Source organism: Desulfosporosinus sp. FKB, assembly GCF_002196705.1.
Lineage (GTDB): Bacteria > Bacillota > Desulfitobacteriia > Desulfitobacteriales > Desulfitobacteriaceae > Desulfosporosinus.
The window spans coordinates 173,237-199,806 of record NZ_NADJ01000037.1 but is presented as its reverse complement, the minus strand read 5'-3'; the positions used below and the strand labels follow the sequence as shown (position 1 = coordinate 199,806).

General features: G+C 40.1%; 28 protein-coding genes and 2 riboswitches. Of the genes, 26 read left to right on the top strand and 2 right to left on the bottom strand.

From position 1 onward, the window contains the following. Window positions 1-323: 323 nt before the first annotated feature. The 26 genes from amt to B5Y67_RS15875 all read left to right on the top strand — a co-directional run bounded on the left by amt (window position 324) and on the right by B5Y67_RS15875 (window position 23,741). Window positions 324-2,255, top strand: a complete 1,932-nt coding sequence (amt, locus tag B5Y67_RS16000; RefSeq protein ID WP_088227426.1) for an ammonium transporter — start codon at window positions 324-326, stop codon at window positions 2,253-2,255. Then, the gene (locus B5Y67_RS15995; protein ID WP_088227425.1) at window positions 2,245-2,892 is read left to right on the top strand and encodes a response regulator transcription factor; all 648 of its coding nucleotides are present in this window, start codon (window positions 2,245-2,247) and stop codon (window positions 2,890-2,892) included. The genes amt and B5Y67_RS15995 overlap by 11 nt, the downstream gene beginning before the upstream one ends. Before the next feature lie 126 nt (window positions 2,893-3,018). Continuing rightward, window positions 3,019-4,230, top strand: a complete 1,212-nt coding sequence (locus tag B5Y67_RS15990; protein WP_088227424.1) for an ammonium transporter — start codon at window positions 3,019-3,021, stop codon at window positions 4,228-4,230. Between the two features lie 867 nt (window positions 4,231-5,097). Next, entirely contained in the window at window positions 5,098-6,012 is a 915-nt protein-coding gene (locus tag B5Y67_RS15985; RefSeq protein WP_170932713.1) for a zeta toxin family protein, read from the top strand. Between the two features lie 12 nt (window positions 6,013-6,024). Then, a complete protein-coding gene (locus tag B5Y67_RS15980; RefSeq protein ID WP_088227422.1) occupies window positions 6,025-6,282 on the top strand; it encodes a hypothetical protein in 258 nt (85 codons plus the stop codon). 400 nt (window positions 6,283-6,682) lie between these two features. After that, window positions 6,683-7,126, top strand: a complete 444-nt coding sequence (locus B5Y67_RS15970; RefSeq protein ID WP_088227421.1) for a DUF3795 domain-containing protein — start codon at window positions 6,683-6,685, stop codon at window positions 7,124-7,126. Between the two features lie 746 nt (window positions 7,127-7,872). Further along, window positions 7,873-8,082, top strand: coding sequence for a CooT family nickel-binding protein (locus B5Y67_RS15965; RefSeq protein ID WP_088227420.1), 210 nt, complete (start codon window positions 7,873-7,875; stop codon window positions 8,080-8,082). A gap of 38 nt (window positions 8,083-8,120) precedes the next feature. Beyond that, the gene (locus tag B5Y67_RS15960; RefSeq protein WP_088227419.1) at window positions 8,121-9,140 is read left to right on the top strand and encodes a HoxN/HupN/NixA family nickel/cobalt transporter; all 1,020 of its coding nucleotides are present in this window, start codon (window positions 8,121-8,123) and stop codon (window positions 9,138-9,140) included. A 268-nt stretch (window positions 9,141-9,408) separates the two neighbouring features. Further along, complete coding sequence (locus B5Y67_RS15955; protein ID WP_088227418.1) at window positions 9,409-9,840, top strand: DUF3842 family protein; 432 nt, start codon at window positions 9,409-9,411, stop codon at window positions 9,838-9,840. Then, window positions 9,833-10,021, top strand: a complete 189-nt coding sequence (locus B5Y67_RS15950; protein ID WP_088227417.1) for a CooT family nickel-binding protein — start codon at window positions 9,833-9,835, stop codon at window positions 10,019-10,021. The genes B5Y67_RS15955 and B5Y67_RS15950 overlap by 8 nt, the downstream gene beginning before the upstream one ends. A 77-nt stretch (window positions 10,022-10,098) precedes the next feature. Then, on the top strand, window positions 10,099-10,707 hold the full coding sequence (gene cbiM, locus B5Y67_RS25965) for a cobalt transporter CbiM (RefSeq protein WP_242975996.1): 609 nt from the start codon (window positions 10,099-10,101) through the stop codon (window positions 10,705-10,707). 17 nt (window positions 10,708-10,724) lie between these two features. Then, window positions 10,725-11,183, top strand: coding sequence for a PDGLE domain-containing protein (locus tag B5Y67_RS25960; protein WP_242975995.1), 459 nt, complete (start codon window positions 10,725-10,727; stop codon window positions 11,181-11,183). A gap of 290 nt (window positions 11,184-11,473) precedes the next feature. Continuing rightward, complete coding sequence (locus tag B5Y67_RS15940) at window positions 11,474-12,643, top strand: iron ABC transporter substrate-binding protein (protein WP_088227416.1); 1,170 nt, start codon at window positions 11,474-11,476, stop codon at window positions 12,641-12,643. A gap of 71 nt (window positions 12,644-12,714) precedes the next feature. Beyond that, window positions 12,715-13,311, top strand: a complete 597-nt coding sequence (locus B5Y67_RS15935; protein WP_088227415.1) for a methyltransferase domain-containing protein — start codon at window positions 12,715-12,717, stop codon at window positions 13,309-13,311. A 93-nt stretch (window positions 13,312-13,404) separates the two neighbouring features. After that, window positions 13,405-14,040 carry an FmdE family protein gene (locus B5Y67_RS15930; protein ID WP_088227414.1) on the top strand — a complete coding sequence of 212 codons (636 nt, stop codon included), beginning with the start codon at window positions 13,405-13,407 and terminating at the stop codon, window positions 14,038-14,040. An 86-nt stretch (window positions 14,041-14,126) separates the two neighbouring features. Further along, entirely contained in the window at window positions 14,127-15,251 is a 1,125-nt protein-coding gene (locus B5Y67_RS15925) for an iron ABC transporter substrate-binding protein (protein ID WP_088227413.1), read from the top strand. A 5-nt stretch (window positions 15,252-15,256) separates the two neighbouring features. Then, window positions 15,257-16,336, top strand: a complete 1,080-nt coding sequence (locus B5Y67_RS15920) for an iron ABC transporter permease (protein WP_088227412.1) — start codon at window positions 15,257-15,259, stop codon at window positions 16,334-16,336. Beyond that, window positions 16,333-17,085, top strand: a complete 753-nt coding sequence (locus B5Y67_RS15915; RefSeq protein WP_088227411.1) for an ABC transporter ATP-binding protein — start codon at window positions 16,333-16,335, stop codon at window positions 17,083-17,085. The genes B5Y67_RS15920 and B5Y67_RS15915 overlap by 4 nt, the downstream gene beginning before the upstream one ends. Window positions 17,086-17,681: 596 nt before the next feature. Further along, window positions 17,682-18,071, top strand: coding sequence for a CGGC domain-containing protein (locus B5Y67_RS15910; protein WP_088227410.1), 390 nt, complete (start codon window positions 17,682-17,684; stop codon window positions 18,069-18,071). 97 nt (window positions 18,072-18,168) lie between these two features. Further along, complete coding sequence (locus B5Y67_RS15905) at window positions 18,169-18,366, top strand: hypothetical protein (protein WP_088227409.1); 198 nt, start codon at window positions 18,169-18,171, stop codon at window positions 18,364-18,366. 227 nt (window positions 18,367-18,593) lie between these two features. Then, a riboswitch (cobalamin riboswitch) is annotated at window positions 18,594-18,782 on the top strand. A 142-nt stretch (window positions 18,783-18,924) separates the two neighbouring features. Continuing rightward, entirely contained in the window at window positions 18,925-19,620 is a 696-nt protein-coding gene (locus tag B5Y67_RS15900) for an energy-coupling factor ABC transporter permease (RefSeq protein WP_088227408.1), read from the top strand. Further along, window positions 19,607-19,951, top strand: a complete 345-nt coding sequence (locus tag B5Y67_RS15895; protein WP_088227407.1) for a hypothetical protein — start codon at window positions 19,607-19,609, stop codon at window positions 19,949-19,951. Before B5Y67_RS15900 ends, B5Y67_RS15895 begins: the two co-directional genes overlap by 14 nt. A 2-nt stretch (window positions 19,952-19,953) precedes the next feature. Next, window positions 19,954-20,733: a cobalt ECF transporter T component CbiQ gene (cbiQ, locus tag B5Y67_RS15890; RefSeq protein WP_088227406.1), complete on the top strand. Its 780-nt coding sequence runs from the start codon at window positions 19,954-19,956 to the stop codon at window positions 20,731-20,733. 18 nt (window positions 20,734-20,751) lie between these two features. Beyond that, window positions 20,752-21,585 carry an ATP-binding cassette domain-containing protein gene (locus tag B5Y67_RS15885; RefSeq protein ID WP_088227405.1) on the top strand — a complete coding sequence of 278 codons (834 nt, stop codon included), beginning with the start codon at window positions 20,752-20,754 and terminating at the stop codon, window positions 21,583-21,585. 82 nt (window positions 21,586-21,667) lie between these two features. Continuing rightward, entirely contained in the window at window positions 21,668-22,732 is a 1,065-nt protein-coding gene (locus B5Y67_RS15880; RefSeq protein ID WP_088227404.1) for a DMT family transporter, read from the top strand. Between the two features lie 157 nt (window positions 22,733-22,889). Then, window positions 22,890-23,076: riboswitch (cobalamin riboswitch) on the top strand. Between the two features lie 134 nt (window positions 23,077-23,210). Continuing rightward, the gene (locus B5Y67_RS15875) at window positions 23,211-23,741 is read left to right on the top strand and encodes a cob(I)yrinic acid a,c-diamide adenosyltransferase (RefSeq protein WP_088227403.1); all 531 of its coding nucleotides are present in this window, start codon (window positions 23,211-23,213) and stop codon (window positions 23,739-23,741) included. A gap of 181 nt (window positions 23,742-23,922) precedes the next feature. Here the strand turns inward: B5Y67_RS15875 and B5Y67_RS15870 are convergent, their stop codons facing one another. Beyond that, window positions 23,923-24,855 carry a cation diffusion facilitator family transporter gene (locus B5Y67_RS15870; RefSeq protein WP_088227402.1) on the bottom strand — a complete coding sequence of 311 codons (933 nt, stop codon included), beginning with the start codon at window positions 24,853-24,855 and terminating at the stop codon, window positions 23,923-23,925. 323 nt (window positions 24,856-25,178) lie between these two features. Continuing rightward, window positions 25,179-26,528, bottom strand: a complete 1,350-nt coding sequence (locus B5Y67_RS15865) for an Nramp family divalent metal transporter (RefSeq protein WP_088227401.1) — start codon at window positions 26,526-26,528, stop codon at window positions 25,179-25,181. Between the last annotated feature and the right edge of the window lie 42 nt (window positions 26,529-26,570).

The window sequence follows — 26,570 nt, the reverse complement described above, 5'->3', positions numbered from 1 at the left end:
TGAAAGGACCAGTGAATATAATAAATCCACAGCCAGATCAATTTGATGATCTGACTGTGGATTTTCTAAACGTCATGGGATGAAAATGCTAGAGAGGGCTAATATTATACAGTTAGGCATTAAGTCGTTTGTAAAGATAGTTTTGGATATTTATTAAATTGCTGGAGATGATAAAGGACTATAATGATTTCGGATGTTTAGTGAAATGCTTCCTGATAAGCTAATTATAAAGCGAAATGTAATCTTACTAATCCATTCCATTCCATTACATGGATAACCTTTTTGTGAATTTTTAATGTTTATGTTGGAGTGAAATATAAGACATGAGTATTAATCATTTATGGATTATTGTCAGTGCATGTTTTGTTTTCTTTATGCAAGCGGGGTTTGTCTGTTATGAAGTTGGCTTCATTCAATCAAAAAATGTAATTAGCGTAGCCATTGAAAATATCATTACATTTGTCATTACAACTTTAGTTTATTGCTTTATAGGATTTGCACTTATGTTCGGAAACAGTCATTGGGCGTTCTTTGGCAGCAATTTCTGGTTTCTCAATAACCTATTTCAAGCGCATAATTCTCTGGGCTTTGTTTTTGTGTTTTTTGAATTAATGTTTGCTGGAACAGCGGTAACTATTGTATCCGGGAGTATGACAGAGAGAACCCGACTTTTACCTCTATTAATTGCCGACGTTTTTCTGGCAGGATTAATTTATCCTTTATATGGGCATTGGGTGTGGGCAGACTTGTATACCAATCAGTCAGCCTGGCTGAAACAGATGGGATTTATGGACTTTGCTGGAGCTACAGTCGTACATTGCACTGCGGGCTGGGTCTCTTTAGCAGGAATCATTATTGTGGGACCGCGTAAGGACAAATGGGATGCTCATGGGAAAATTAAGAAATTAGGAAGATCAAATATACCTTTTGCTGTACTAGGAACATTTATTTTATGGTTTAGTTGGTTTGGGTTTAATGGAGGAAGCCTTTTGGAATTTAATGATCGAGTTGGGCTAATCCTCTTAAATACTAATTTTTCGGCAGCAGCAGGTGTTGCTGGCGCTGTATTGACAACCAGTATCTTTATAAAAGATCATAGTTATATGGAAGCTGTTTTCTCTGGCGCCTTGGGTGGATTAGTGGCGATAACGGCTGGGTCTAATTATCTTTATCCTTTTCAAGCGGTTATGGTAGGGTTTATCGCAGGGGCGGTCGTTGTTTTAGCTAGCTTATTGCTAGAAAAACTAGGATTAGATGATGCTGTGGGTGCAGTACCTATTCACGGTTTTGGAGGTGCTGCTGGGACCATATTATTAGCTTTATTTACTCCCGCAGAATTTCTTGGAGGCCAAACACGTATAGTTAAGATACTAGTTCAGGTATCAGGGGTGATACTTAATTTTGTCTGGGCTTTTGGTTTAGGACTGTTATTGTTTTATACAATTAAAAAAACACTTGGCTTGAGGGTAACCGAAGAAGAAGAAGACAAAGGGTTAAACATTGTTGAATTTGCTGATATTTATTCATGGCAAGACTATTTGAAGATGACACATTATGAAAATTTAACACAAGATCTCAACCTTAAAATTCATGCTCAAAATCAATTATTGCAGAAACAGGCTAAACTTTTGGTGGAAACGCAGGAACATGAACGGATTAAGTTGGCTAGAGATATTCATGATGGGGTTGGCCAATCCTTGGCAGCTTTAAAATTGCAATTAGGTATGATTGCCAATAGGGTTAAAACAGAGTACAAAGATAATGGATTAAGTAATCAGGTTGAAGGAACTGTTAGCCTTGCAACCCAGACTATTGAGGATATTAGGGCTGTGCTATTTAATTTAAAGCCAGCTTTTTTAAGTGAAAAGGGTCTTAATACTGCAATTGAAGTATTAATAAAGAACTTTGAAAAGACTACAGGGATCAAATCAGAATTCAATTTATTATCGGAAATGCCGTCTTGGGAGGATGCTGCGATCTTGAATATTTATCGAGTAATTCAGGAATGTTTAACAAATATCTTAAAACATGCTCACGCAACCATGGTAAAGGTTAATTTTGTAGAGCTTAAAAAGAATTTGTACTTGTTTCAAGTCAGCGATAATGGAGTAGGTTTTGAAGCTGATGGAGTGCATACTGGTTTGGGATTGAATTCGATTCAGGAAAGATTACAAATGCTGGGCGGGAGGCTTCAGATTATAACGGCAGAGGACCAAGGAACTTCATTGATGATGGAGGTGCCATTTGAATATTAAAGTATTTTTAGCAGATGATCATAAAATACTCCGAGAATCATTACTTATTTTACTCCAGCAAGAAAATGATATAGAAATAATTGGTGAGGCCCCTGATGGGCAGATGGCACTACATGAAATTCTACGCTTAAAGCCGGATATCGCTATTCTTGATATTTCCCTTCCCCGGCTTAATGGTTTGGAAGTGGCTGAACGAATTAAAAGAGATTGCCCGGAAATAAAAATAATAATCTTAACTATGCATAAAAATGAAGAATTTGTAGCTCGGGCCTATCAGTCTCAGGTTAGTGGCTATGTTTTAAAGGATAATGCCCTCGAAGAATTATTAAAGGCTATTAGAATAGTACAATCAGGTGGAATATATCTTTCAACAGATATCACTTCCACAGTCGTTGCCGGCTTTGTGAAGAATTTTAATCTTAAAAAAGGGGAGCCAGATGAACTTATTTCTTCAAGAGAAAGAGAAATAATCCAACTTCTTGCGGAAGGAAACAGTAACAAACAAATAGCCAACATGTTAAATTTGAGTTTGAAAACCGTAGAAACTCATAGGTCTAATATCATGCATAAACTGGAATTTAAAAGCCTGGCGGATTTAGTTTTATATGCAGTTCGAAATCATATCATTGAGCTATAATTTCATTGAGTGAAAATTAAATACAGTGAAAATTGCCGTATAATACAGTAAATCCTGTATTAATTAATCCTCCGTTTTAGTTTAAGATTTATTTGACTTTAAAAATTAATAAATGGGAGGATTATGATGATTAATACAGGGGATACGGCGTTTGTTTTAATAAGTGCCGCTTTGGTATGTCTTATGACCCCGGGTTTAGCATTTTTTTACGGTGGCCTGGTACGAAAGAAGAACGTATTGACAATCATGATTCAGAACTTTGTTTCTATGGGAATCGTGACGGCTATTTGGGTCCTGGGGGGATTTAGTCTAGCCTTTGGTAAAGATTTTCATGGTATTATAGGTAATTTACAATATTTTGGTTTGAGCGGAGTGGGCATGACCCCAAACCCGGCATATGGGCCAACCATACCTTTCCTAGTATTTTTCTTTTATCAAGAGATGTTTGCCGTAATTACACCAGCTTTAATTACTGGAGCCTTTGCCGATAGGATAAGTTTTAAAAGTTATCTTAAGTTTTTAGTATTATGGAGTATTTTTGTCTATATACCCGTAGCTCATTGGGTCTGGGGAGGAGGCTTTCTGGCTCAAATGGGGCTTGTTGATTTTGCAGGCGGTATTGTTGTTCATGTTACTGCCGGAATTGCTGCTTTGGCCTCAGTGTTTTTTGTTGGAAAACGAGTTTTGCAACCAGGAGAGAGCACTGCGCCGCATAACATAGCCTTTGTTGCTTTGGGGACAGGACTTTTATGGTTCGGTTGGTTTGGGTTTAATGGCGGCAGTGCGTTAGCTGCAAATGGCGTTGCTGCAACAGCATGCGTCAATACCGATATTGCAGGTTCACTAGCGATGATCGCCTGGCTTGTCATTTCTTGGATTCACGAGAAAAAACCGACCATGTTAGGTGTTCTTACTGGTGCAGTTGCCGGCTTAGCAACTATCACGCCTGCTGCAGGCTATGTCCGGCCTTGGGGAGCTGCTATCATCGGGTTACTGGCTGCGGGCGTTTGTTATGCAGCGGTTCAAATACGCATAAAACTTGATTGGGATGATGCTCTTGATGTATGGGGAGTGCATGGAGTCGGCGGTATTCTTGGATCTATTTTAGTTGGCGTATTTGCTATATCCAGCGTAAATCATACGAGCGGTCTAGTTCAAGGAAATCTGCACCAATTTATAATTCAATTACTTGGGGTTGCCTTCACGGCTCTTTATGCTTTTGGTGTAACTTATCTTATCTTAAAAATTATAAATGTCTTTGAATCTGTGCGTGTGCCTAAGGAAGTGGAAATAAAAGGACTGGATGTCACTCTGCACGGCGAAACAGCTTATTTGTAACGATATACTTCAAAAAAATCAACCAGGGCTTAATGCTCTTGGCTGATTTTTTTTACTATTAGTGACAACTAGAAATATTAATACGACGAAAAGCGGAGGTGCATCGTTAATTTGTATCAAAGATTGAGTCATTAGACAAATAAGTACTCAATAATTGATACAAATTTTTGAACATATGAAGTCCAGCAATGCTGGGCTTTACGGCGTTTATGGGTAGTTTAAGCATCACTTTGGGAGGTGATTTTTCTGTTTTGCACCCGAATTGTTTGAAAAATGCATCCCCTTTTTTCGTTTAAAAATATGGAATGGTTAAAAGGTTTAAGGAATTGTTAATTAAATGTACCCATAAAATAACATAGTCGTATTGAAAATAATGTATTTAGAGATAGAACACGGAAAAATGTGGTCATAGTGTCAAGGGGGGCTTGAGACTGTGAAAAGGTCGTTTTATGTAATTTGTGGAGATTAGGGTGGTAATTTATCCTATATCCGCGGGGCTCGTAGTTTAGCGAGATCGTTTAGTCGGTCTGGCTTTTTTGTTCATGATTACGATCCAATGCAGTGTGAGGGGAAACTTCCTTACACAGTGCGGACGGAGAAAGGCGAAAATAATATGATAAGCAGTCATCTTCAACATGGTACGCCTCTGTGAGAATTGATAGTTCGTTGTTAATAGAGAATATTAATTTTGCAAATTTAGGAGGAAACCTAGGAAGAATGTGGAATATTAAATAATATACTAGAAAACTAGCTTTTGATAATTGCGTATGGAATAGTATTTCTGTAATTTCATAAAATCTCGGATTATAAAAATAGAAAATAATGGAAATGTATGATATACTAAAAATATTTCTGGGAGGGTTAGGATTGTCAAGTAATTATGCGAGACCTCTCTTTGACAACCTATTAACAGAGAACTTTTTAATAAATGTATTGAATTTAAATAGACGTGATCCCCAATTCTCTGATATTGTTAATAATATTGTATCCGCAGAAATAAAATTGGATAAAACAAATAAGCGTTCCACTTTGATGTACGACTCTTACAGAGATCATAGTTACAGAGATGAAAGCGATAGAAAGGAACTTAGGGAACAAATTATAAATGAATTATTAACCTTGCCACGTTGCAAAAATGACGATGATATTAGGCTGGGTAATGGCGGCGCTTTGCCTTTAAATGGAAATGTTAAATCAGAAAATAAAGCATATATAATAATTGGGGCACCTGCTTCTGGCAAATCGTTTATTTCTAATACAATAGCTGATAATATCGGTGCAATTATACTTGACTCTGATTATGCTAAAAGAAAATTGCCTGAATTTTACCTGGATAATGGAGCATCACTTGTACACGAGGAATCTTCTGCTATTATTTTTGGGGACATGAGGGTAAATGACCAATTTACAGAGTTGTATAAAATTTGTGTTTCAATTGGATATAACATGATTATTCCAAAAATTGGTCACGACGTAGATTCAATACGGAAATTTACAGAAAAAATTATGGGTGATGGCTATGAAATTCATTTAGTTTTAGTAAGTCTTGATAGGAGAAAAGCTACTTTACGTGCGCTTAATCGTTTTATTGAAACAGGTAGATATGTTCCTTTATCATTAGTCTTTGATAGTTATAGCAATGATCCAGTTCTTACATATTATAGATTGAGAAAGGATAATAATTTCAAAACTTATCTAAAAATATCTACAGATGTAAATAAAGGTGAGAAACCAAAAGTAATTGATAAATTTGGTGAAGATGCTTTGAATATTTTCGATTAAAGGAGTGATAGAATGATAACTCGAAATCGTTCTCAAGAGAAGATGCGGTCTAAAAGAAACAAAAGAAGGATAAATACTTTAAATCATTCAGGAATTAAAAAAGATAATATAATAATGATTCGCCACCAAGCTAGGATTAACCGGTCAATTAAGAGTATTTATCTCCAAGAAATTAACGAAATTAATAACATGCCTTTGCATCCTGTTTCGATAGAAGAAAAAGTTAAAATCAAAAAGCAATATGGGCAGCTCCTTAAATGGGCAGATTAATATGCTAATTTATAAAAAGACTATTGACTATATGTCAGTAGTTTTTTTAGACTAAATAAACGTAGAGTGTAGATGGTTAATATGACAAAAAACAGAGTTGGGAATGAAGAAAAGACTGGAGAACTTATTTTCTCCGTTCATCATACTTTCATGAATTTTCTACTATAAAGGTGTAGTGTCTCAATGGCTACTGATCATAGTAATTGCGGCCATGCCGCATTTGAATTTCTTATTTGTTGGGCTTTGGGTGAAAAACTATGTCGCCCTAATTCCGTGCGTTATATTTGGAGTTATACATATTACAATCACATGCTCTAATTATTTGAAGTGATATAGTGTTTTCCCTAGGACCCTGCTGGAAGTGCTGTGGTGGGTCTTTTTTGTGAAGAGAGGTGTTAAAATGGAGAAAAGTGAAGTCATTCAAAAATTATCTGTATGTGGATTAGACTGTTCAAGATGTGCAGATTACGAGAATGGTGAGATAAGGAATCTGAGTTCAAAATTTTCCGAGCTATTGAATGGGTACGAAAGACTAGCGAAGATGAAAGCAGAAAACGAACCTATTTTTAATGGATATCCTGAATTTATTAAGATTCTCAGCCATTTTGCAGAGGGGACTTGTGGTGGTTGCAGAAGTGATAATGTAAAATGCCCGTTAGATTGTCAGGCAAAAATCTGTCGTGTGGAACGTAGCATTGATTTTTGTTTTGAATGTGACGAATTCCCTTGTGATAAGCAATTCCAGGGCAAGCTCAGAGAACGTTGGATTGAAAGAAATAACAGAATGAAAGAAATTGGAGTAGAGAATTTTTTTATTGAACAAAACAAAATGCCAAGATATTAGTATTTCATGTTTCAGAGTGATGCCATCAAGTCCCCACGATTTCGAAAAGAAGGCTCCGTCCGAAGGTAGGTACGAGTGTCGATAGTGGACAGCGAGATTATTTGCTTGGTGACATTTTGAGTCTTTATAGAAAGGTAGGACATTCATTATGATTCTCATAGAAGTCAAAGCCCGCAAACTGGTGTAATTATTCTAGATTGCTGGCAGCGTTGCATCATTTGAAGCGGCCGCACTGCCTGTCAAAGTTTAGAGAGGATGACGGGATATGTGGCTTCGAATTTATGTATACGGATTATTTCAATCTTTAATTGTTGATAATTTTCTTTGGTTTATTTATTTGTTGCATCTTATTTATAGTGCAGCACTGGTTGGCTCAGGTAATGCAGTATACTTTTTGACCTTAGTGCTGCTTAATATTCCAAGTAGTTAGATTGCAGATCATTTTAGAAAACGTACGGTTTTGTTTATTGCTTCGATTGCCAAGACATTAAGTTCGATATGTTTCTTATTCGGAGGTCTTGAGATGAGAAGAACAATCTAAAGCTGTGTATATGAAAAGTAGTAAAAATTGTTTGTTTTTGAGAAGGTAATTTAAAATTAATGTCGAATATTTGGATATAGAGAATACGAAGTGGATTCTGGATTCTCGGGAAAATGAATTTAAAAAAACATGAGACCATGGAGGTTGAACTGAGTAGAAACTCAGAACGATTTTTCATGGCCTTTTTGCGTGTGGAGGGAAAAAGATGTGCGAAGCTAATGTCTATATCAGAACAGGGGACGACCAAGAAGAATTGTTTTTTGAACAGGTAGACATAATTGAACCTTTTGAAGAAGGGCTACGGTTAGTCGATATCTTTGGCAAGCAAAAATTTATTAACGCAAAAATTAAGGATATGAATCTCCTTAACCACCGAATTATTTTGGAGAAATTACAGACGGTCGCGGTTAAATAGTATAAAAATGGTCTAAAGGCTTGAGGGGGAGTAAGTATATGGAAAATACAACTGCAACAACTGTCATTAACCGTCCAAAATGGCTTCGATATGGTGGGGCTGTCCTAGGAATACACCTATTAGGCCTGGCTCTTTTATTCCCGGCAGTAAGAGAATATCCGCAATTGATGGGAATTGCCTTGTTAGCTTATACATTAGGATTACGTCATGCTTTTGATGCTGACCATATAGCAGCTATTGATAATACAGTGCGAAAAATGATGCAACAGAAACAAGAACCAACGGGGGTAGGATTCTTTTTCTCGATCGGTCACTCTTCAGTCGTTTTTATAATGGCTTTGGTGACGGCTTTTTCAATGGCTTGGGCCAAGGACAATATCCCACAGCTTCAAACCATAGGCGGCCTAATTGGAACAGCAGTCTCAGGAGGGTTCCTTCTCCTGATTGGACTATTTAACCTATATATTTGGTTTGATATTTACCGATTGTTCATAAAAATGCATAGAGGGGAAATGGATGAAGGGAATTTAGAGCAACTCCTTTTAAACCGTGGCTTTATATCTCGGTTTTTTGGACCCCTGTACCGGTTTATTAGTAAAAGTTGGCATGTATATCCGCTTGGATTTCTCTTTGGTTTAGGATTTGATACAGCATCGGAAGTAGCTTTACTGGCTATTTCTGCTAATGCTGCTAGTCAAGCAATGCCGTTTACAGCAATTTTATCGTTACCGATTTTATTTGCTGCCGGTATGAGCCTAATGGATACCGCCGACGGGGTTTTTATGACGACTGCCTATAACTGGGCCTTCTCTACACCGCTTAGAAAGGTTTATTATAATTTATCTGTGACTGGTATATCTGTTGTAGCCGCCTTGTTTATTGGATTTATCGAATTAGCCCAAATTATGATTCCGAAACTAGGACTTACTGGTGGAATCTGGGGATGGATTCAGAATCTTAATTTTGGCGGGATTGGTTATATACTGGTTGGGCTTTTCGTATTATCGTGGGGAGTCTCATTCCTATTATGGAAAGTATTAAGGTTGGAAAATGCCTAAAATAGCACTGATTTGAGTCAATACCAGACTATTAACTCCACAAAATTGTGGTTTGTACATTTTTATTAATTTGCCAAATTTTAAGAAGGAATTTTAAAAGAAATATAGAATATAAAAATAGTAAAATATTAGGTATCAAGAAGATACCAATTTCTTATCCTAGTCGTTTTAAAAGAAAATTATAATTTAGAACATGACCATGAAGGTCTTGCCTACAGGAAGGGGCGGATTTTCATGGTTTTATTTTTGGAGGGGATACGATAAATAGATGAAAGTAGCTGTAATCGATGGGCAAGGTGGAGGAATCGGGAAGGTTTTAGTAGCAAAGATAAGGCAAACATTCCAGGAGAAAATAGAGATTTTGGGGTTAGGTACGAACTCTGTTGCTACGATGATAATGGTTAAAGCCGGCGCAAACCAAGGTGCTACAGGAGAAAACGCAATAAAATATAATATAAATAACGTTGATTTCATTGTAGGTACAATATCTATTATAATAGCAAACTCTATGATGGGAGAGTTGACTCCTGACATTGCTGCCGCAATTGGGTCAAGTACAGCAGTTAAGTTACTTCTTCCGCTTAACCGTTCTAAGGTTAATGTGATCGGTTCTCAATCAGAACCACTCCCTCATCAGGCTGAGATGTTGGTTAAACAGTTACAAAAAATAATGTCTGAAAGGTCTGAGTCCAATGTGTGAAGCAAATGCTTACATAAGAAATGGCGACATAGAGGAGCTTATCTTAGAGTCCGTTGATAAAATTATTCCTGAAGCAGATACTCTAGTGTTAGAAGACATCTTTGGCCAAAGAAAAATCATTAAGGGAAAGATCGTGGAGATGACCTTGGTGGAACATAGAATCGTTATTGAAAAAATGTAGTATTCCAATTTAGGCATTCATCAATATGGTCCCCATTATAAGTAAATTACAGAAAATTAGACCATGAAGGTTTTGTCATGACAGAAGTCGTGCCCAATTTTTCATGGTCTTTTTATTTTACGAAGGAGGAATTATTTATGCATATTCCAGATGGGTATTTAAGTCCACAAACAGACGCGGTACTCGGTTTAATCAGTGCATCTGTTCTGGCAGCCGCAGCAAAGAAAACCTCTAAAACATTCAGTGCTAAAAACATCCCTCTATTGTCTATTGGTGCCGCATTTTCTTTCACCATTATGATGTTTAATGTTCCCATTCCAGACGGTACAACAGCTCACGCGATCGGTGGTTCGTTATTAGCGATCCTCTTTGGGCCTTGGACAGCCGCAATTGGCGTTACGATTGCTTTAGTGATTCAAGCAATCTTTTTCGGTGACGGTGGGATCTTGGCATTAGGTGCTAATATCTTCAACATGGGCATTATCCTGCCTTTTGTAAGTTATGCCATATTTAGCATAATTGCTGGGAAAAGCGAGATTTCATCAAAACGTCGTTGGATAGGTGCGGCTATAGCCGGTTATATCGGGCTTACAGTTGCTGCAGTATCTGCAGGAACGGAGTTCGGATTACAGCCACTTCTTTTCCACTCGGCCAACGGAACCCACTCTATAGCCCGTACGGGCTGAATGTAGCATTACCGGCAATGCTCTTTGCTCATTTGACAGTGGCAGGTCCTGTAGAGGCTGTAGTTAATGCCTTAGTGATTGCTTATTTGCAACGGTCTAGTCCGGCTTTGTTAGAACTGAGAAATAAATCACAGAGTATGAATGCTTCCTACCGTATAAGAAATTTTGTGATAGGGTTATTGGTCATGGCTGTCCTCACTCCGTTGGGACTCCTGGCATCAGGAACTGCATGGGGTGAATGGGGAGGCGAAGATTTGCAGTCGCAACTTGGATTCATTCCAAGTGGTTTACAGAAATTCAGTGATTTTTGGCATCATACAATTTTACCAGACTATGGCATTACTGGGTTCGACCAAACATTCTGGCAGCAGGCGCTGGGTTACCTTTTATCAGCTTTTGTTGGTTTGCTTGTTATAGGGTTCATTGCAGTGATAGTTCAACGTCTTGTACTTAAACATGAAAGCCAGAAAAACTAACTCGCCTTTTGAGCACTGAAACAGAATAATTAGGATAAATTGACCATGAAGGTTTATCAGTGCAATGAAGCTGATCAGATTTTTATGGTTTTTTATCGTCATTTTCGAAGAAGCAAAGATTTCATAAGAGTTTGGCGTAGGTTCCTAACTAATTTGCTTATTAGATTCACTAGGCAGAATCTAGTAATACACCTCCTTTTTTGAAGCCGCCTGCTCGAACATGACAACGTATAAGTTTTTGTTCGCAGGCGGTTCTTTTAAATACTAAGCAAAAGAAAAGAGGCGTTAAAATGTATAGAAAAATTATAAAGGTAAGCATTTGGCTTCTATGCTTGATGCTAGTTGGACAAACATTAATAGGCTGTGCAGCTACTCGGGCCGGAAGTAATCCCAATAATTCTGAGACAGGACAAGCTGCTGCAAGAGCGCAAGAAGCAGAAAGCACTGCAATCCTAGTAGTGACTGATCTGGTTGGTCGTGAGGTTAAAGTGAAAATTCCCGCTCAACGGATTGTGGCCATCGGGCCGGGAGCGTTGAGGTTGGTTACATACACTAATGGAACAAATAAAGTTGTCGGAATCGAGGATATGGAAAAGAAAGTTCCTCTGGGTAGACCTTATATATTTGCCCACCCAGAGCTTAAGAATTTACCGACAATTGGGCAGGGCGGAGCAGACTCAGTGCTGGATGAAGAAGCGTTACTTAGTGTCAAACCGGATGTAATTTTTGTCAGCTACCTCGTGGACAAAGTTAAGGCTGACAATCTCCAAGCCAAAACCGGAATTCCTGTCGTTGTTTTAAGTTATGGGCCCTTGGCAACCTTTGATGAAGATCAAGTTTATCGCTCTTTAGACCTGATAGGACAGGTTATCGGAACTCAACAGAGGTCCGGGGAAGTTATCAACTACCTTAAGAAGAGTCAGAAGGATTTAGCAGAGCGCACACAAGGTATCGCCGACACAGAGAAGCCGAAAGTTTATGTGGGAGCTATAGGTGTAAAAGGAACTCAGGGTATTGAAAGTACTCAGGCTAAGTATCCCCCCTTTCTGAACATTGGGGCTCGTAATGTTGTCGATGAAACCGGAAAAAGCGGCAGCGTGATGATTGAGCGCGAGAAGTTGGTAAGCTGGGATCCGGACATTCTCTTTGTTGACGAAGGAGGATACAGTAAAGTGCTTGCCGATGCCCAAAAGAACCCTGAATTTTACAAGTCACTGCAGGCGGTTAAAAACGGACAAGTTTACGGTCAGATTCCCTATAATTTTTATACGACTAACATTGATACGGCTTTGGCAGATGCCTATTATGCTGGAAAAGTGATTTTCCCTAAACAATTCCAGGATGTTGATCCTGCCAAAAAAGTGAATGAAATCTATACGTTTCTATTAGGCAAACCCGTCTACGAACAAATGGTTAAGGATTATGGCGGATTCAAAAAGCTTGATTTGATTCATTCGTAGGCGATAAGAAACGTTATATCGCTGCGAAAGAAAACTGGGAGCATGTAGTAAAGATTGCGGGGTGGCCGGATATGAATACTAAAAAAGATTATTTCAACGAAAAAGCAGCAAATTGGGATTCTTTAATTGAAGATGAGGTACTGCTTAGATTACAGAGTATCGTAGAAGAACTGGCTTTGTCCCCGGGAAGCAACGTTCTTGATCTGGGGACTGGAACAGGAGTGCTTATACCCATGCTGATTAAGGACATAGGTCCGTCGGGAGTCGTGATCGCTGTGGATTTTTCTCCCAAGATGTTGGCAGAAGCACGCAAAAAGTATCAATTGCCTAATTTGGAAATCTTGGATGGGAAGGCAGAGAATATCCCGATGGCAGATCAGTCAGTTAATGAAGTCGTGTGCAACTCAGCCTTTCCTCATTTTGATGATCTTTGGCAAGCTGCCAAAGAGATGAGCAGAGTCTTGAAACGTGGAGGCAGAGTTTCTGTAATTCATCCCCATAGCAGAGATTATATTAATAATTTACACGCTTCTCTTGGCGGTGCGGTTAAGAATTGCCTGATTCCAGAAAAGGAAGTGATGCACGCAATATTTTTAGAAGCCGGTTTTGAAAATATAACGATCGAAGATGCACCCCAGCGCTATCTCTTAACAGGGAGAAAACTATAACGATATTAGATGTAAAAGAGTTTTTGAATTAATTTGAATGAAATACGTGGTTTCTAAATTAGGAATAAGCAAAAAAATAAGGAGCGGATAAAGATGGATGAACAAGTTAAGATGGATTGGGAACGTTGTGTGGCATTTCATGGGCATGTCTGCCCGGGGTTAGCAATTGGCTTTGTGGCAGCTCAGATTGCCTTGAAAATGCTTCCTGATTTAGGAGACGAACCCTACGATTCCAAGAGAGGGATTGTCAGCATTGTCCAAAATGATGCTTGCGGCGTGGATGCAGTCCAGGCCTTATTTTCCAGCACGTTTGGCAAGGGAAATTTGATGTTTAAAGATCATGGGAAGCATGTTTTTAGTTTCATTCGTCGACAGGACGGACATGGTGTACGCGTGGCCTTGAAATATGGAGCTATGGACAATGAACGGCACCAAGCTCTGAGGGTTAAATTGATGGAAGGTGCTGCAACGACCGCCGAGTCTGAGGAATTTTATAAACTGCATGAAGAGATTTCCATACACCTGCTGGAAGCTCCGCCGGAAGAGCATTTTGAATGGCGAAAAATCTCCTTTGAGCTGCCAAAGGGTCCAAAACTCAATCCAACGGTACAATGCGCATTCTGTGGAGAGGGAGTCATGGAACAGCGGGCGAGAGTCCGTGATGGGCGTATTGCCTGTCCAGAATGTGTAGAAAAATATGAGTCACGAGTTCTTGTACTAAATAAGTAGTAAAAACATATTGGACTACTGTATTAGCTATTTCGAAATGAGTTAAGTAAGAGATACTTGTGCGAAGTTGAGAGGATGAGTTAGAAATGAGAAAAGCGACGGCTGTAGTATTAGTTCTGCTTATGTCAGTGTTGCTTTTAGCAGGATGTAGCGGGACAACAAGCTCGAAAGAAGCAGCAGTTTTGGCAACAGCTCAGGTTCAAAAACAAAAAATTACAGATTTGGCTGGCCGAGAGGTTGAGATGACGCTTCCTGTTCAAAGGGTCGTGGCGATTGGACCGGGTGCGTTGAGGTTAGTCACCTATGATTATGGAACAACGCTGGTTGTGGGTATTGAAGACATAGAAAAAAAGGCTTCACCAGGAAGATCTTACATGATGGCCTATCCAGACTTAAAAAAGCTGCCCAGCATTGGACAGGGAGGACCTGATACTGTTCCGAATGAAGAAAGCTTGGTCAGTGTCAAACCCGATGTAATTTTAGTCAGCACGTTACTAGACAAAGAAAAAGCTGACCAGCTTCAAGCCAAAACAGGTATTCCGGTAGTCGTTTTGAGCTATAGCAGTGGGACAACGTCCTTTGATGATAATCTTTTCCGCTCCTTAATCTTGGTTGGCACGATTATTGGGAAAGAGAAAAGAGCCCAAGATGTAGTTGCTTATCTTAAACAAAATGAAAAGAATTTGGCGAAGCGAACTCAAGACATTCCTGATGGAGAAAAAGCAAAAGTCTATGTCGGGGCAGTAGGGATGAAAGGGATACACGGTATTGAAAGTTCGCAGGCCCAATATCCTCCCTTTGTGCTTATTGGGGCCAAAAATGTTGTTGATGAAACGGGAAAAAGCGGCAGCTTAATGATTGATAAAGAGAAACTTATCAGTTGGAATCCGGATTTTTTGTTCCTTGATGCACTCGGATACTCATTGGTACAGGATGATTATAAAAAGAATCCCGCTTTTTATCAATCATTGCGGGCAGTGAAAAATAATCAAGTCTATAGCCAGATTCCATATAACAACTATACGGCCAATATTGACACGGCGTTTGCCGATGCCTATTTTGTGGGAAAGATTATATTTCCTAAACAGTTTCAAGACATTGATCCCATCAAGAAGAGCGATGAGATTTATCAGTTTTTGTTAGGTAAACCATTGTACGCGGAAATGAAACAGAAGTTAGGCGGCTTTAAGAAGCTTGAATTGGGAAGGTGAGTGAGTTGGTTAACGGTGAAAGCGTGCATAAAGGCGAGCTTACACATTACTTAAAATATACCTGGAAGAAGAAATTAATTTTGGGCGTTTTGGTAATTTTAACAGGCATGCTTGCCCTTTATGCTATTAGTGCCGGTTCAGCCGAACTTTCACCGTGGCAAGTGGTCCTAACACTGCTCGGTCAAACGGATGGGCATGCAGAGATTATTATATGGTCAATTCGCTTGCCCAGGGTGTTAGCCTCCATGGTAGCCGGGGTAGGCTTAGCGGTGGCCGGTGCGGTCATGCAAACTATTCTCAGAAATCCTTTAGCTTCTCCGAGCACCCTAGGGATAGCTCAAGGCGCAGCCTTTGGGGCTGCGCTTGCTATCATCGGTTGGGGAGCAGGCAGCTCTTCAAGTACTAGCGGAGGAGAGCTTCTGATTAATAATCCCTATATTGTTACAATAACTGCCTTTGTGGCGGCTATGTTAACAACTATGATCATTATTTTTCTGGCCCAGTACAAGGGAGTGTCGCCGGAATCAATGGTATTAGCCGGTGTTGCTTTAGGCTCCCTTTTCTCAGCCTCTACAATGCTTTTGCAGTATTTTACGAATGATGTCAACGTAGCTGCCGTCGTCTTTTGGACCTTTGGCGATATCGGGCGGGCATCATGGGGCGAGTTGGGGATTATGACTTGTATTGTCTTAGTCGCACTGATCTTTTTCTTGTTTAACCGGTGGAATTACAATGCTTTGGACAGTGGGGCTGAGACAGCCAAAGGCTTAGGGGTTAATGTAGAAAAAACGAGGCAGTGGGGAATGTTTTTTGCTTCATTGATCACGGCTACAGTTGTTTCGTTTTTGGGAATTATCGCTTTTATTGGTCTAGTGGCTCCGCACCTAGTCAAACGCATCATTGGCGGAGACAATCGCTTTCTTATCCCTGCTTCCGGTGTGATGGGAGCTTTGTTGCTTTTGGCTGCGGATACTCTGTCACGGCGAATTATCGCACCTATTGTGTTGCCGGTTGGAGCGATAACTTCTTTCCTGGGAGCTCCGCTCTTTCTCTATCTTTTGATAAGGGGGGCTAAGCTGAGATGATCTTGGCGGTTAACGGTATTGAGTTTAGATACGGAAGCCGAACGATCTTAGAAATGGTAGGTTTCTCAGTTCGGAGAGGTGAGTTCCTTTCAATTTTAGGTAATAATGGTGCCGGGAAGTCGACGTTGCTCAAGACTTTAAACAAGATCTTGCTGCCGAAAAAGGGAAGTATTTTGTTAGATGGACAGGAAGTGACCAAGCTCGGTCGTTTAGCTATCGCTTTGAAAATGGCCTATGTTGCTCAAAACTTTGAGAGCTGCCGCCAGACTGTTTTTGATGCAGTGCTCTTGGGGCGCAAACCCCATATCAAGTGGGAGGCGACAGCGGCGGATTTGGCATTGGTACATGGTATTTTGGCAAAAACAGGTTTAAGAAAATTTGCCTTGCGTTACTTAGATGAGCTGAGTGGTGGAGAATTGCAAAAAGTGGTTATTGCCAGAGCCTTGGCTCAGGAACCAGAGGTTTTGCTTTTAGACGAGCCAACAAGTAATTTGGATTTAAAAAATCAAATGGAAGTATTGAAAACTATTCAAACCGCAGCAAAAGAGAAAAATATCGCAGTGATAGCCGTTATGCACGACCTAAACTTGGCTTTGCGCTTTTCAGATAAATTCTTGTTACTTCAGGATACCAAGGTCTTCGCAGCCGGCGGTTTAGAGGTAATGACTGCAGAAAATATCGCTCAGGCCTATGGAGTTCCGGTTACCGTCGAAAGAATACAAAATCAAATGGTCGTGATCCCTAAGTGATGCCTAAATGAGTTCTTTGGTATAAAAATTCTAAAAGAACGTCCATAATAGCTTCGATCATAAAGTTATCATACCCATTCAGAGATCCGTCATAAGCACCCACATATGCATAATGGAGAAATGCATGACCACGAACACATTCACGAGGCCTATACCAATAGTCATGAACATGACCACAAACCGGGTGACGAGCACGATCACGACCATATGCATACTCATTAGATCAATGTATCAACGATATTAAAAATGAATTCGAATAATAAAGAAGCATGACCATGAAGGTCTATCAGTACAAAGAAACTGTAGACTTACATGGTTTCTTTATTTAAAAAACGAGAATTCTTAACACATTTGATGTTTGTTTCTAATGTTTAGGTTATTGGATTCGCTAGGCAGAATCTAGTAATACACCTCCTTTTTGAAGCCGCTTGCTCGAACAGTGGGAGACAGTATTGCAAGCTTGTTCACAGGCGGTTCTTTTCAGAAATCCTAGTTATTTATAACTGGTTGCAGGTTCAATACTCAATTCAACGATTCATTGTGCGTTCTGTGAGAGTGTGATGGAACAGAAGGCATGAATTAAGGAAGTGCTTTTAGTGACTAATATTGTAATTTTCAGTTGTCCAAAAGTAACCAAGAAACTAGGGTGTTCCTGTTCTGATTGTTTGAATGAGCTAAGAAACGGGAAAGGACCTTACAAAATTTATGATAGTTCCCGAAACTTAGAACTCGTCGGAATTATTAATTGTCCAGGATGTCCTGCTGAAATTGACCCTGAAAGAATTATTGTGCAAATTCAGTATCTGCTAAAATTTAACGTTAACAAAATTCATTTCACTAATTGTTTGAGTTTTTATTGTGCTTTTAGATATAACTATCAGGTTCTAATTGAAGGAAAGTTTCCGGATATCGAAGTTGTGCAAGGTAAATATGAAACAGTATCACTTTCATGTGTTCCTAAGCCATTAATCTCACAAACGATGTGATTTTGCTTCAAGACATAAGTAATCATAATGTGAAAAGCTGGTCTGAATAAAAATAAAGTCCTATGCGAAATATCCACTCTGAAAGGAGGCACAGATATTGGGACAACAGCAGAAGGAGAGGGAGTTTCAAGCACAGAGACAAGCCTTGCTGGAGGAGCGGAATAAAATCTTAGAGAAGCTTAACTTGGAAAAAGAACATAGAATTAAATGGTTATTGAAATTTATAGATATTGAGGACAAACTCGAAGAATTGACTCGTAGCGAAAGCTTATGGATTAATAATCACGACGATTGAGTGTTATAGTTACGCAGTGCAACGAGAAAAATGGAAAAGAAAGTACTTCTCGTGTAATTAAGAACATTGTATAATATAGTAAGGATTATTGATGTTCATTTTGACAGATAGTTGAAAAGGTGCTTGTACATTCTAAGGCTGAGGGAGGAAGATCCTAGGGAAATGACATCTAATTTTTGACTGAATTATCTGGACAGTCGGTTTGACTGTGTGTTAATATATGTATAATCAAATATCAAGGAATGAGTGATTCTTTTCCGAGGGGAAGAATTGAAAAGGGAAGTCAGTTGAAGCTGACGCGGTACCCGCCACTGTATGAGTGAGTTATCTTACATATTGTCACTGGAATAATCCGGGAAGACGTAAGTTAACGATGATCTTGAGCCAGGAGACCTGCTTATTTCGAAGTCGATACTACCTACGGGATGTTAGGGAGGTGTATACTTGTGTTCTTGGTAATTCTACCGGATACTGGTTGAACTTTTTAATCCTTCTGTTGGTGAAGGATTTTTTATTTTGTGTTTTTAACTTTGAGATCAATTGATGGAGGTTTTATATATGCATATTGAAGATGGCATTTTATCACCTTTGGCCTGGGGTTCATGGTACGCTGTTACCACCGCATTTGTTATCCCAGGCTTAAGAGAAATTCAAAAGAAGGTTAAAGAAAACTTATCCTACAAACCATTCTTGGCTATGACTGGTGTGGCGGTATTTGTTATTTCGGCGATGCACTTGCCGGTGCCAGTGACTGGTTCATGTTCCCATCCTTGTGGTACGCCCCTAGCGGCAATTATTGTCGGTCCCCTGGCTACTGCTGTAATTTCCGCGATTGTTCTCTTTTTTCAGGCTATCTTTTTGGGCCATGGTGGTATCACTACCATTGGTGCTAATACCTTTTCTATGGGAATTGTAGGCGGTATTTCTGGTTACTTAAGTTGGAAAATATTATGTTCCCTCCGTAGTCCTCTCTGGTTGGCCGCTGGGGTAGCAGGTTTCGTTGGTGACATATTAACCTATTTAACCAGTTCTTTTGAACTTGCCCTTAGTTTACATGGCCATGTGCCTTTGCTTAAACAATGGATGATCTTTTTTATGGGTTACGGCCCCACCCAATTGCCTTTGGCCATCGCGGAGGCTGCCTTTACAGCAGCCGTACTTCAAGTCATGGTTAATCGTCGGCCTGATTTGCTGCCTGGGATTAAACTACGTCAAAAATCCAGCCGGGAGGTAAAACCAAATGTCAATCACTAAAGAACAAACATCAAACCAACAAATAAAATGGTTCGATTCGTTTACAAAAGTCATGCTCTCCGTAATGTTTGTTCTATTACTCTTTATCTTCGGTGCTGGTAAATACATGGCTAGTCATAACATGGAAGCTGGTGGGACGGATGACTTAGTCAATAACTTGGCGACCAAGGTAACCAAAGGGGAACACCACCCCTTTGCAGAATTACCAGGCGATGCCCAAGTTGGAGCCTTTTCGGTTGCCAACTTCTTTGCCGGTTTAATCGTCGGTCACCACTGGGAAAAACTTTTCGGCAGACCAAAGAATGAAGAACAATCTTTAGAGGTGGAATGAACATGGAATTGGCTGTCTTAGACAAAATTGCCTCCGCTGATAGCCCGTTGCATCGTTGGGATAGCCGGGTTAAAACCGTTTTGTTTCTAAGTGCCATTATTGTTTCAACGGTTCTTAATCATTGGTATTTGGTAGCAGGCCTCTGGTTGATTGCTCTAGTATTGTTTAGTACCTTGAACCTGCCATGGCGGCACTTGTTTATCCGCCTTTACATCCCTTTCGGTGTAGCTTGGTTGGTGTTCCTCAGCTTAATCTTTACGAATGGCAGTCATGCTTTATTCGCAATTTCTGTTGGACCGTTTAGACTCATTGCGTACCAGGAAGGCATAAAGTTAGGTTTCCTAATAGCATTGCGTATTATGGCTGCGATAACGTTGGGTAGTATTCTCTCGTTTAGCACTCCCATGATTGAAATTTTGGAAACCCTACGCCTATGTAGAGTTCCTAATATGATGATTGATCTTGCCGCCATGATGTATCGCTATGTCTTTATTTTGACTGAAACCAGTCATAACATGAGACAGGCACAATTAAGCAGGATGGGTGACAGTAGCTCATGGCTGCAACAAGCGCGGGATATCGGTAAGGTGGCAGGTTATGTCTTAACAAATTCATTGGATCGCAGTATCAGAATTTATAAGGCGATGCTTTCGAGAGGATACAACGAAGATAGTACTGGTGCTGACTTTTTTACTGAATCAATTTCCATAGCGGATTGGCAGATCGGTTTGCTTGGTGTCACTCTATTGGCTGGCTTAGTGGTTTTGAACATAACAATCTAGTGAAAGAAAGGAACAAACATGGAACTTATTAAGGTTTCGGAAGTTAGCTATATTTACAACGACGGTCACCAGGCACTCAAAAATATCAACATGAGTATAAGGAAAGGCGAAAGAATTGCTATTCTGGGGCCAAATGGTGCCGGAAAATCAACTCTTTTTCAACTCTTTAATGGTCTCTTAAAAGCAACTTCAGGTAAGGTTTCGATAAAAGACTTACCTGTACAAAAAGAAAATTTACCGGAAATTCGCCGTAGCATCGGTATGGTTTTTCAGGACCCTGATGACCAACTTTTTAATTCGTCAGTTCGCCAGGAAATTGCCTATGGCCTAATGAACATGCGTATTTCCGGCCAGGCATTAGAAGATGCGATCGCCTGGGCTCTAAAAGTTGTGGGTATGCAGGGCTTTGAGGCTAAAAGTCCTCATAATTTAAGTGGCGGTGAAAAAAAGAGAATTGCCTTAGCCAGCGTACTGGCTATGAAACCGGAAGTCTTGGTTTTAGATGAGCCTACTGCAGCCTTAGATCCGCGAGGTGTCAGCAAACTTGTTCGATTACTCAATTCCATTAACCGTGATCTGGGCATCACGCTGATTTTTGCGACCCATGATGTGGATATTGTTCCCTTGCTGGCTGATCGGGTCTATCTCTTAAGCAAAGGTGAAATTGTTTTGGACGGCACAACTGCAGAAGTTTTTCGTCATAAAGAAACCATTCGTCAGATTGATTTGCGATTGCCAAGAGTCGCCCATTTAGCGGAACTGCTCGCCCGTGATGGTAATTTAAACATGACTAACCTTCCCTTGACTATTGGTCAGGCAAAGCATCTTTTAGAAGATAATACTAGCTTTTGACTTTGCTTATAACATTTATCGATAGCGTAATCTATTGCGGGGTTGAGAGATTTCTCTCACATGGGTAGTTGGGGGTAAATAAATGAAGAATAGAAACATTACCCCAATGCTAAAAGCCATAATTGCTGCCGCTTTGTTTGGAGCGAGTGCCCCAATTTCTAAATTCCTTTTAGGTGAAATTGCCCCAATTTTAATGGCATCCTTACTATACCTAGGCAGTGGTATTGGGCTTTTCCTCCTGAGACGCTTCCAAGGTTCAGACACCCGTTTCAGTGATGAGGCCGGACTTACCAAAAAGGATTGGCCCTGGATCACTGGTGCTGTACTCGCCGGAGGGATTGCAGCCCCCATCGTACTGATGGTTGGTCTGAAAAATACACCGGCTTCTACAGCCTCCCTTTTGCTCAATTTCGAGGGTGTAGCAACGACCGTCATTGCTGCCATTGCATTTAAAGAGGCCATCGGAAAACGGATATGGATGGCAGTACTATTGATCACAACGGCAAGTATCTTGCTTTCGTGGGATTCATCAGGGCAGTGGGGTTTTTCGCTGGGTGCAATTGGAGTACTTGGCGCTTGCATTTTGTGGGGGATAGACAACAATTTTACCCGAAACGTTTCAGCCAAAGACCCTCTTTCGATTGTAACAATCAAGGGATTGAGTGCTGGTGCTTTCTCATTCGTTCTATCCCTTAAAATAGGGTTTTCGTTGCCTTCATTGAATTTCGTTCTTTTGGCCATGCTTCTAGGCTTTTTCAGCTACGGGCTGAGTATTGTATTGTTTATATGGGCTATGCGCGAACTTGGTTCTGCCAGGACAAGTGCTTTGTTCGGAACGGCTCCTTTTGTTGGAGCGGCATTATCTTTGCTCTTATTCAAAGAAAGCCAAGGCACAATGTTTTTTCTTGCTCTTCTTAGCATGATTATTGGGGCAGTTTTCTTGCTCAAGGAAGAGCATGCACATTTACACGAACACGAATCAACCGTACATGAGCATAGGCATTGTCACAACGATGCACACCATTTACACTGCCATTCTGATGAGGAAACACCAAAAACGGGCTACCATTCCCACATTCATGAACACCAACTAATAATTCATGAACACCAACATACACCTGACATTTACCATAGACATGCACATTAGTTCCAAGCCCTTGTCGTTATATCCTGGATGTAATCACTGGTTTAAGCTTTGAATGCTATATAATTTTAGAGATGGAAACGTTTCTTAACAGAGGGCGGTTGGGCCGAAAAAGAAGGATTTGAACAAGCAACTGTACTAAATTTAAACTAAATGATAATTTAATAAAAACAAATCAGGTGCCGTTTATGTTCTTATAACGGTTAAAAGGGAAGTTGGGTGAAAATCCCACGCGGTCCCGCCACTGTAAAAGAAGAATCCTCCTAGAAAACCACTGGGTAACCGAGAAGGGTCTAGAGAGTGATGACACTTAAGTCAGGAAACCTGCCTGTATTTGTACACCAAAAGACTCTACGGCAGATAGGGGGTGTGTGCAGTGTTCTTTGAACATGGTTTGCGTTGTTTTGGAACCTCTTGACATTACCTGTCGAGAGGTTTTCTGTTTTTCCGTAGAACGATTAAAAACAAGGAGGACCAAAAAATGCAACAAGGATTAGTCCATATTTACACAGGCTCAGGAAAAGGAAAAACGACAGCAGCGGTTGGGTTGGGGAGCAGGGCGAGTGGTCAGGGACTTAAGGTTCTTATGATCCAGTTTCTAAAGGGACAGTCAACAGGCGAAATGGAGACCATCGCTAAGCTCGGTCCGAAGTTTCAACAATTTAGGCATAATAAGAATGACAAATTCACTTGGGAAATGACAGCTAACGAGTTGGGAGGAATTAAAGGGGAAACAAGGATAACTATGAATTATGCCATTGAGGCCGTGATTAGCGGGGAATGGGATTTGATTATTATGGACGAGATCATGGCAGCGGTGAATCTGGGGTTCCTTCCCCTTAAGGAAGTAGCCGAGCTCGTTAAGGAGAAACCCCCTACAGTGGAACTCGTCCTGACCGGAAGGGATGCACCATTAGAATTGATTGAGCTGGCTGATTATGTCTCGGAAATAACTGCCCGGAAACATCCTATGCAAAAGGGAATAATGGCACGGCAAGGGATCGAATATTAGTATTCAATGGAACAAGAATTACGGAGTGTCGTTGCTAAATTGATTATGAACTGTGCTTTTTCAGGGTTGCCTCTGAATATGACTTTGGAAAGATACAGAAATTCTTTGAGGGTACGGAAAAATAAAGTTATTGTAAGATGGCCGCTTAAGCGGTTTTTCATAATTACATGTTTAAACGTAACTAAGCTGTTGGACACAAATCAATGCACAAGGAACATTGATGTTGATGATCTTGTTTACTGTGAAAACAACTACTGCAGGGACAATCTTCAAATTGAATCGTTGTATGTTCTATTCTATATTGATCATAACTTACATGTTGAATTTTATGTAAAAGATCAGCCGAATGCTCTTTGTTTAAGTCCTTAACCCAGATATGAGCTGTCATAGATATTACCTCCTGCGATATAGCCCAAACGTGTATATCACTTACTCCTTGGACGCCGTCAATTGCTAAGATTGTTGTACGCAGTTCTTCAATGGAAATATGGTTTGGTACCGATTCTAAGAAGATATGTAAACATTCTTTAGTCATCTTAACAGCACTTCTTAAGATAAGACAGGCGAGAATTGCACTTAATAGGGTATCAATCCTTGACCAGTGAGTAAAATAGATGATTATGCCACCTATTAAAACTCCTAAATCGGCAAGAGCATCTCCAGTAAAATGCAGAAAGGCACTTTTGACATTTAAATTTTGAGTATTTTGCCTAAGATTAAGGACAATCAGAAGATTAACAATCATCCCAGCGATTGCCACTATGATCATTCCTTTAGGTTCTACAGTGACAGGATTAAGAAAACGATCAACTGCTTTATAGAATATGAAAAGGGAAATGGTGATAAGAGATATATTATTGACTAATGCCGAGAGCACACCATAACGATGGTATCCATAAGTGTTTTTGCAATCGGCCTTTTTCGAGGCTATTTTGAGTCCCCACCAACTGAGGATTAGGGCTGCGAAATCGGTCATTAAGTGCCAAGAGTCACTAAGAAGTGCAAGACTCTTGGTGATATATGCGAGAACCAGTTTTGTCGATAAAATTAAACCGACGAGTCCTACTGATATCAAGATCTTCTTTTGACTCTGATAAATGTTAAGTTCAGACATAAGCATACATCCTCCTTGTTTTCTCACTTTACAAATCAAAAAATAGGGTAACTACTATCCATAACTATAAACCTCACCGAGGTTTAACAATCGCCTCAGGTATCAGGACTGAGTCCTTTCGCATCTTGAATGGCTTTCAGGCCCTCATTAACAACAAAATATACAAGGGCTAAAGCAATAAGCGAGTCAATCCACTACCATCCGATCAGTGCCGTGAATAAGACACCTATGAGTAATGTCCAAGCCATGTAGGCACACCATCACTAGTATTTTTAAGAAAGCCGGGGTATCCCCGGCTTATTAACATTTTGTTGATTCCTTGATTAGTTTCCGATAAATGGTATACTACCTCCGAGTGTTTGATAGATCAGTAAAAGGTTTAGAAACGAGATGACCACGGCACATATAATTGATAAAGAAGTTATCAGTCTCTTGTTGACCAAGACTCCCATAATATCCTTACGTTTCGTAAAATATATCAGGGCTATGATTGGGATTGGCAAAACAATACTTAATACTACTTGGCTAATAACCAATGTCTGGGTGGGATCAACTCCTAATGCCACAATGATCACTGTGGGCAACATAGTAACAATACGGCGTACCCAGACAGGAATGCTAAATCCTACGAATCCTTGCATGATCACTTGACCGCCCATAGTACCGACCACAGAACTGGAAATACCGGAGAAAAGTAATGATATCAAGAAGACACTTGCCGATGCCGATCCGAGAATTGGAGTTAATGTTTTATATGCCGATTGAATATCAGCGACACCGCTATTACCCGTTGAATGGAATGCAGCTGCAGCCATGTACATCATGGCAATATTAATCAATCCGGCAAAGCCCAAGGCTATTAATACTTCTTTAGTGTTGAATTTTTGAAGTTGAATCTTTTCGTGATCATTCTGTGGCACAACTCTGTTTTGGGTTAATCCCGAATGGAGATAGATTGCATGGGGCATGACGGTTGCTCCAATAACTCCCACGGCAAGCATTATACTTTCACTGTTACCAAGCCAAGGCACAACACAATGGTAAGCAACCTGAGAAAAGTTAGGACGAGAAAGGAATGTTTCGATCATATAACACGCACCGATCATGACCGCAAAGGCGGCTATGAATTTTTCCAAGGGCCTGAATCCGAAGCGATCCAGCATCAGAATCAAATACGTGGCCAAACCGGTCAAAATGGTGGCGTAAAGCATCGGAATGCCAAACAATAAATTTAACCCGAGGGTTGCACCTAGGAATTCTGCAAGATCGGTCGCCATCGCAGCGATTTCTGATACTCCCCACATGGAATAGGACATTCGTTTCGAAAAGTGAATTCTGCAAAGTTCTGGCAAGTTTTTGCCCGTTGCAATACCCAGTTTAGCTGACATGTTTTGTAAGAGCATCGCCATCAAATTAGCAAGTACCACAACCCATAACATGTTATATCCGAACAAGGAGCCACTTTGAATGTTAGTAGCAAAGTTTCCTGGATCAATGTAAGCTACAGAGGCGATAAAAGCGGGACCTAAAAACGGGAGCAAGGCCCTGATCCCTTTGCTCTTCCCAGTGATAGCTGCACGGCAAGCCTCTATAGTTTTGTTGGTATCATTTAACTTTAAGGGAATGGAAACATTACGAGTTACGCCCTGAGAAATATTCAATCCATCACTCATGGAATTTGTACCTCCTTGATAGTCATCCTAATGACAACCCGA

What these genes read in the sequence shown, in the direction of transcription:
- B5Y67_RS15865 (WP_088227401.1), bottom strand. Translation starts at nt 26,528, where the DNA reads ATGAGTGATGGATTGAATATTTCTCAGGGCGTAACTCGTAATGTTTCC.
- B5Y67_RS15965 (WP_088227420.1), top strand. Translation starts at nt 7,873, where the DNA reads ATGTGCGAAGCTAATGTCTATATCAGAACAGGGGACGACCAAGAAGAA.
- B5Y67_RS15930 (WP_088227414.1), top strand. Translation starts at nt 13,405, where the DNA reads ATGGATGAACAAGTTAAGATGGATTGGGAACGTTGTGTGGCATTTCAT.
- cbiM (WP_242975996.1), top strand. Translation starts at nt 10,099, where the DNA reads ATGACAGAAGTCGTGCCCAATTTTTCATGGTCTTTTTATTTTACGAAG.
- B5Y67_RS15875 (WP_088227403.1), top strand. Translation starts at nt 23,211, where the DNA reads ATGCAACAAGGATTAGTCCATATTTACACAGGCTCAGGAAAAGGAAAA.
- B5Y67_RS15990 (WP_088227424.1), top strand. Translation starts at nt 3,019, where the DNA reads ATGATTAATACAGGGGATACGGCGTTTGTTTTAATAAGTGCCGCTTTG.
- amt (WP_088227426.1), top strand. Translation starts at nt 324, where the DNA reads ATGAGTATTAATCATTTATGGATTATTGTCAGTGCATGTTTTGTTTTC.
- B5Y67_RS15900 (WP_088227408.1), top strand. Translation starts at nt 18,925, where the DNA reads ATGCATATTGAAGATGGCATTTTATCACCTTTGGCCTGGGGTTCATGG.
- B5Y67_RS15970 (WP_088227421.1), top strand. Translation starts at nt 6,683, where the DNA reads ATGGAGAAAAGTGAAGTCATTCAAAAATTATCTGTATGTGGATTAGAC.
- B5Y67_RS15935 (WP_088227415.1), top strand. Translation starts at nt 12,715, where the DNA reads ATGAATACTAAAAAAGATTATTTCAACGAAAAAGCAGCAAATTGGGAT.
- B5Y67_RS25960 (WP_242975995.1), top strand. Translation starts at nt 10,725, where the DNA reads ATGCTCTTTGCTCATTTGACAGTGGCAGGTCCTGTAGAGGCTGTAGTT.
- B5Y67_RS15915 (WP_088227411.1), top strand. Translation starts at nt 16,333, where the DNA reads ATGATCTTGGCGGTTAACGGTATTGAGTTTAGATACGGAAGCCGAACG.
- B5Y67_RS15925 (WP_088227413.1), top strand. Translation starts at nt 14,127, where the DNA reads ATGAGAAAAGCGACGGCTGTAGTATTAGTTCTGCTTATGTCAGTGTTG.
- B5Y67_RS15870 (WP_088227402.1), bottom strand. Translation starts at nt 24,855, where the DNA reads ATGTCTGAACTTAACATTTATCAGAGTCAAAAGAAGATCTTGATATCA.
- B5Y67_RS15895 (WP_088227407.1), top strand. Translation starts at nt 19,607, where the DNA reads ATGTCAATCACTAAAGAACAAACATCAAACCAACAAATAAAATGGTTC.
- B5Y67_RS15885 (WP_088227405.1), top strand. Translation starts at nt 20,752, where the DNA reads ATGGAACTTATTAAGGTTTCGGAAGTTAGCTATATTTACAACGACGGT.
- B5Y67_RS15955 (WP_088227418.1), top strand. Translation starts at nt 9,409, where the DNA reads ATGAAAGTAGCTGTAATCGATGGGCAAGGTGGAGGAATCGGGAAGGTT.
- B5Y67_RS15960 (WP_088227419.1), top strand. Translation starts at nt 8,121, where the DNA reads ATGGAAAATACAACTGCAACAACTGTCATTAACCGTCCAAAATGGCTT.
- cbiQ (WP_088227406.1), top strand. Translation starts at nt 19,954, where the DNA reads ATGGAATTGGCTGTCTTAGACAAAATTGCCTCCGCTGATAGCCCGTTG.
- B5Y67_RS15880 (WP_088227404.1), top strand. Translation starts at nt 21,668, where the DNA reads ATGAAGAATAGAAACATTACCCCAATGCTAAAAGCCATAATTGCTGCC.
- B5Y67_RS15940 (WP_088227416.1), top strand. Translation starts at nt 11,474, where the DNA reads ATGTATAGAAAAATTATAAAGGTAAGCATTTGGCTTCTATGCTTGATG.
- B5Y67_RS15950 (WP_088227417.1), top strand. Translation starts at nt 9,833, where the DNA reads ATGTGTGAAGCAAATGCTTACATAAGAAATGGCGACATAGAGGAGCTT.
- B5Y67_RS15980 (WP_088227422.1), top strand. Translation starts at nt 6,025, where the DNA reads ATGATAACTCGAAATCGTTCTCAAGAGAAGATGCGGTCTAAAAGAAAC.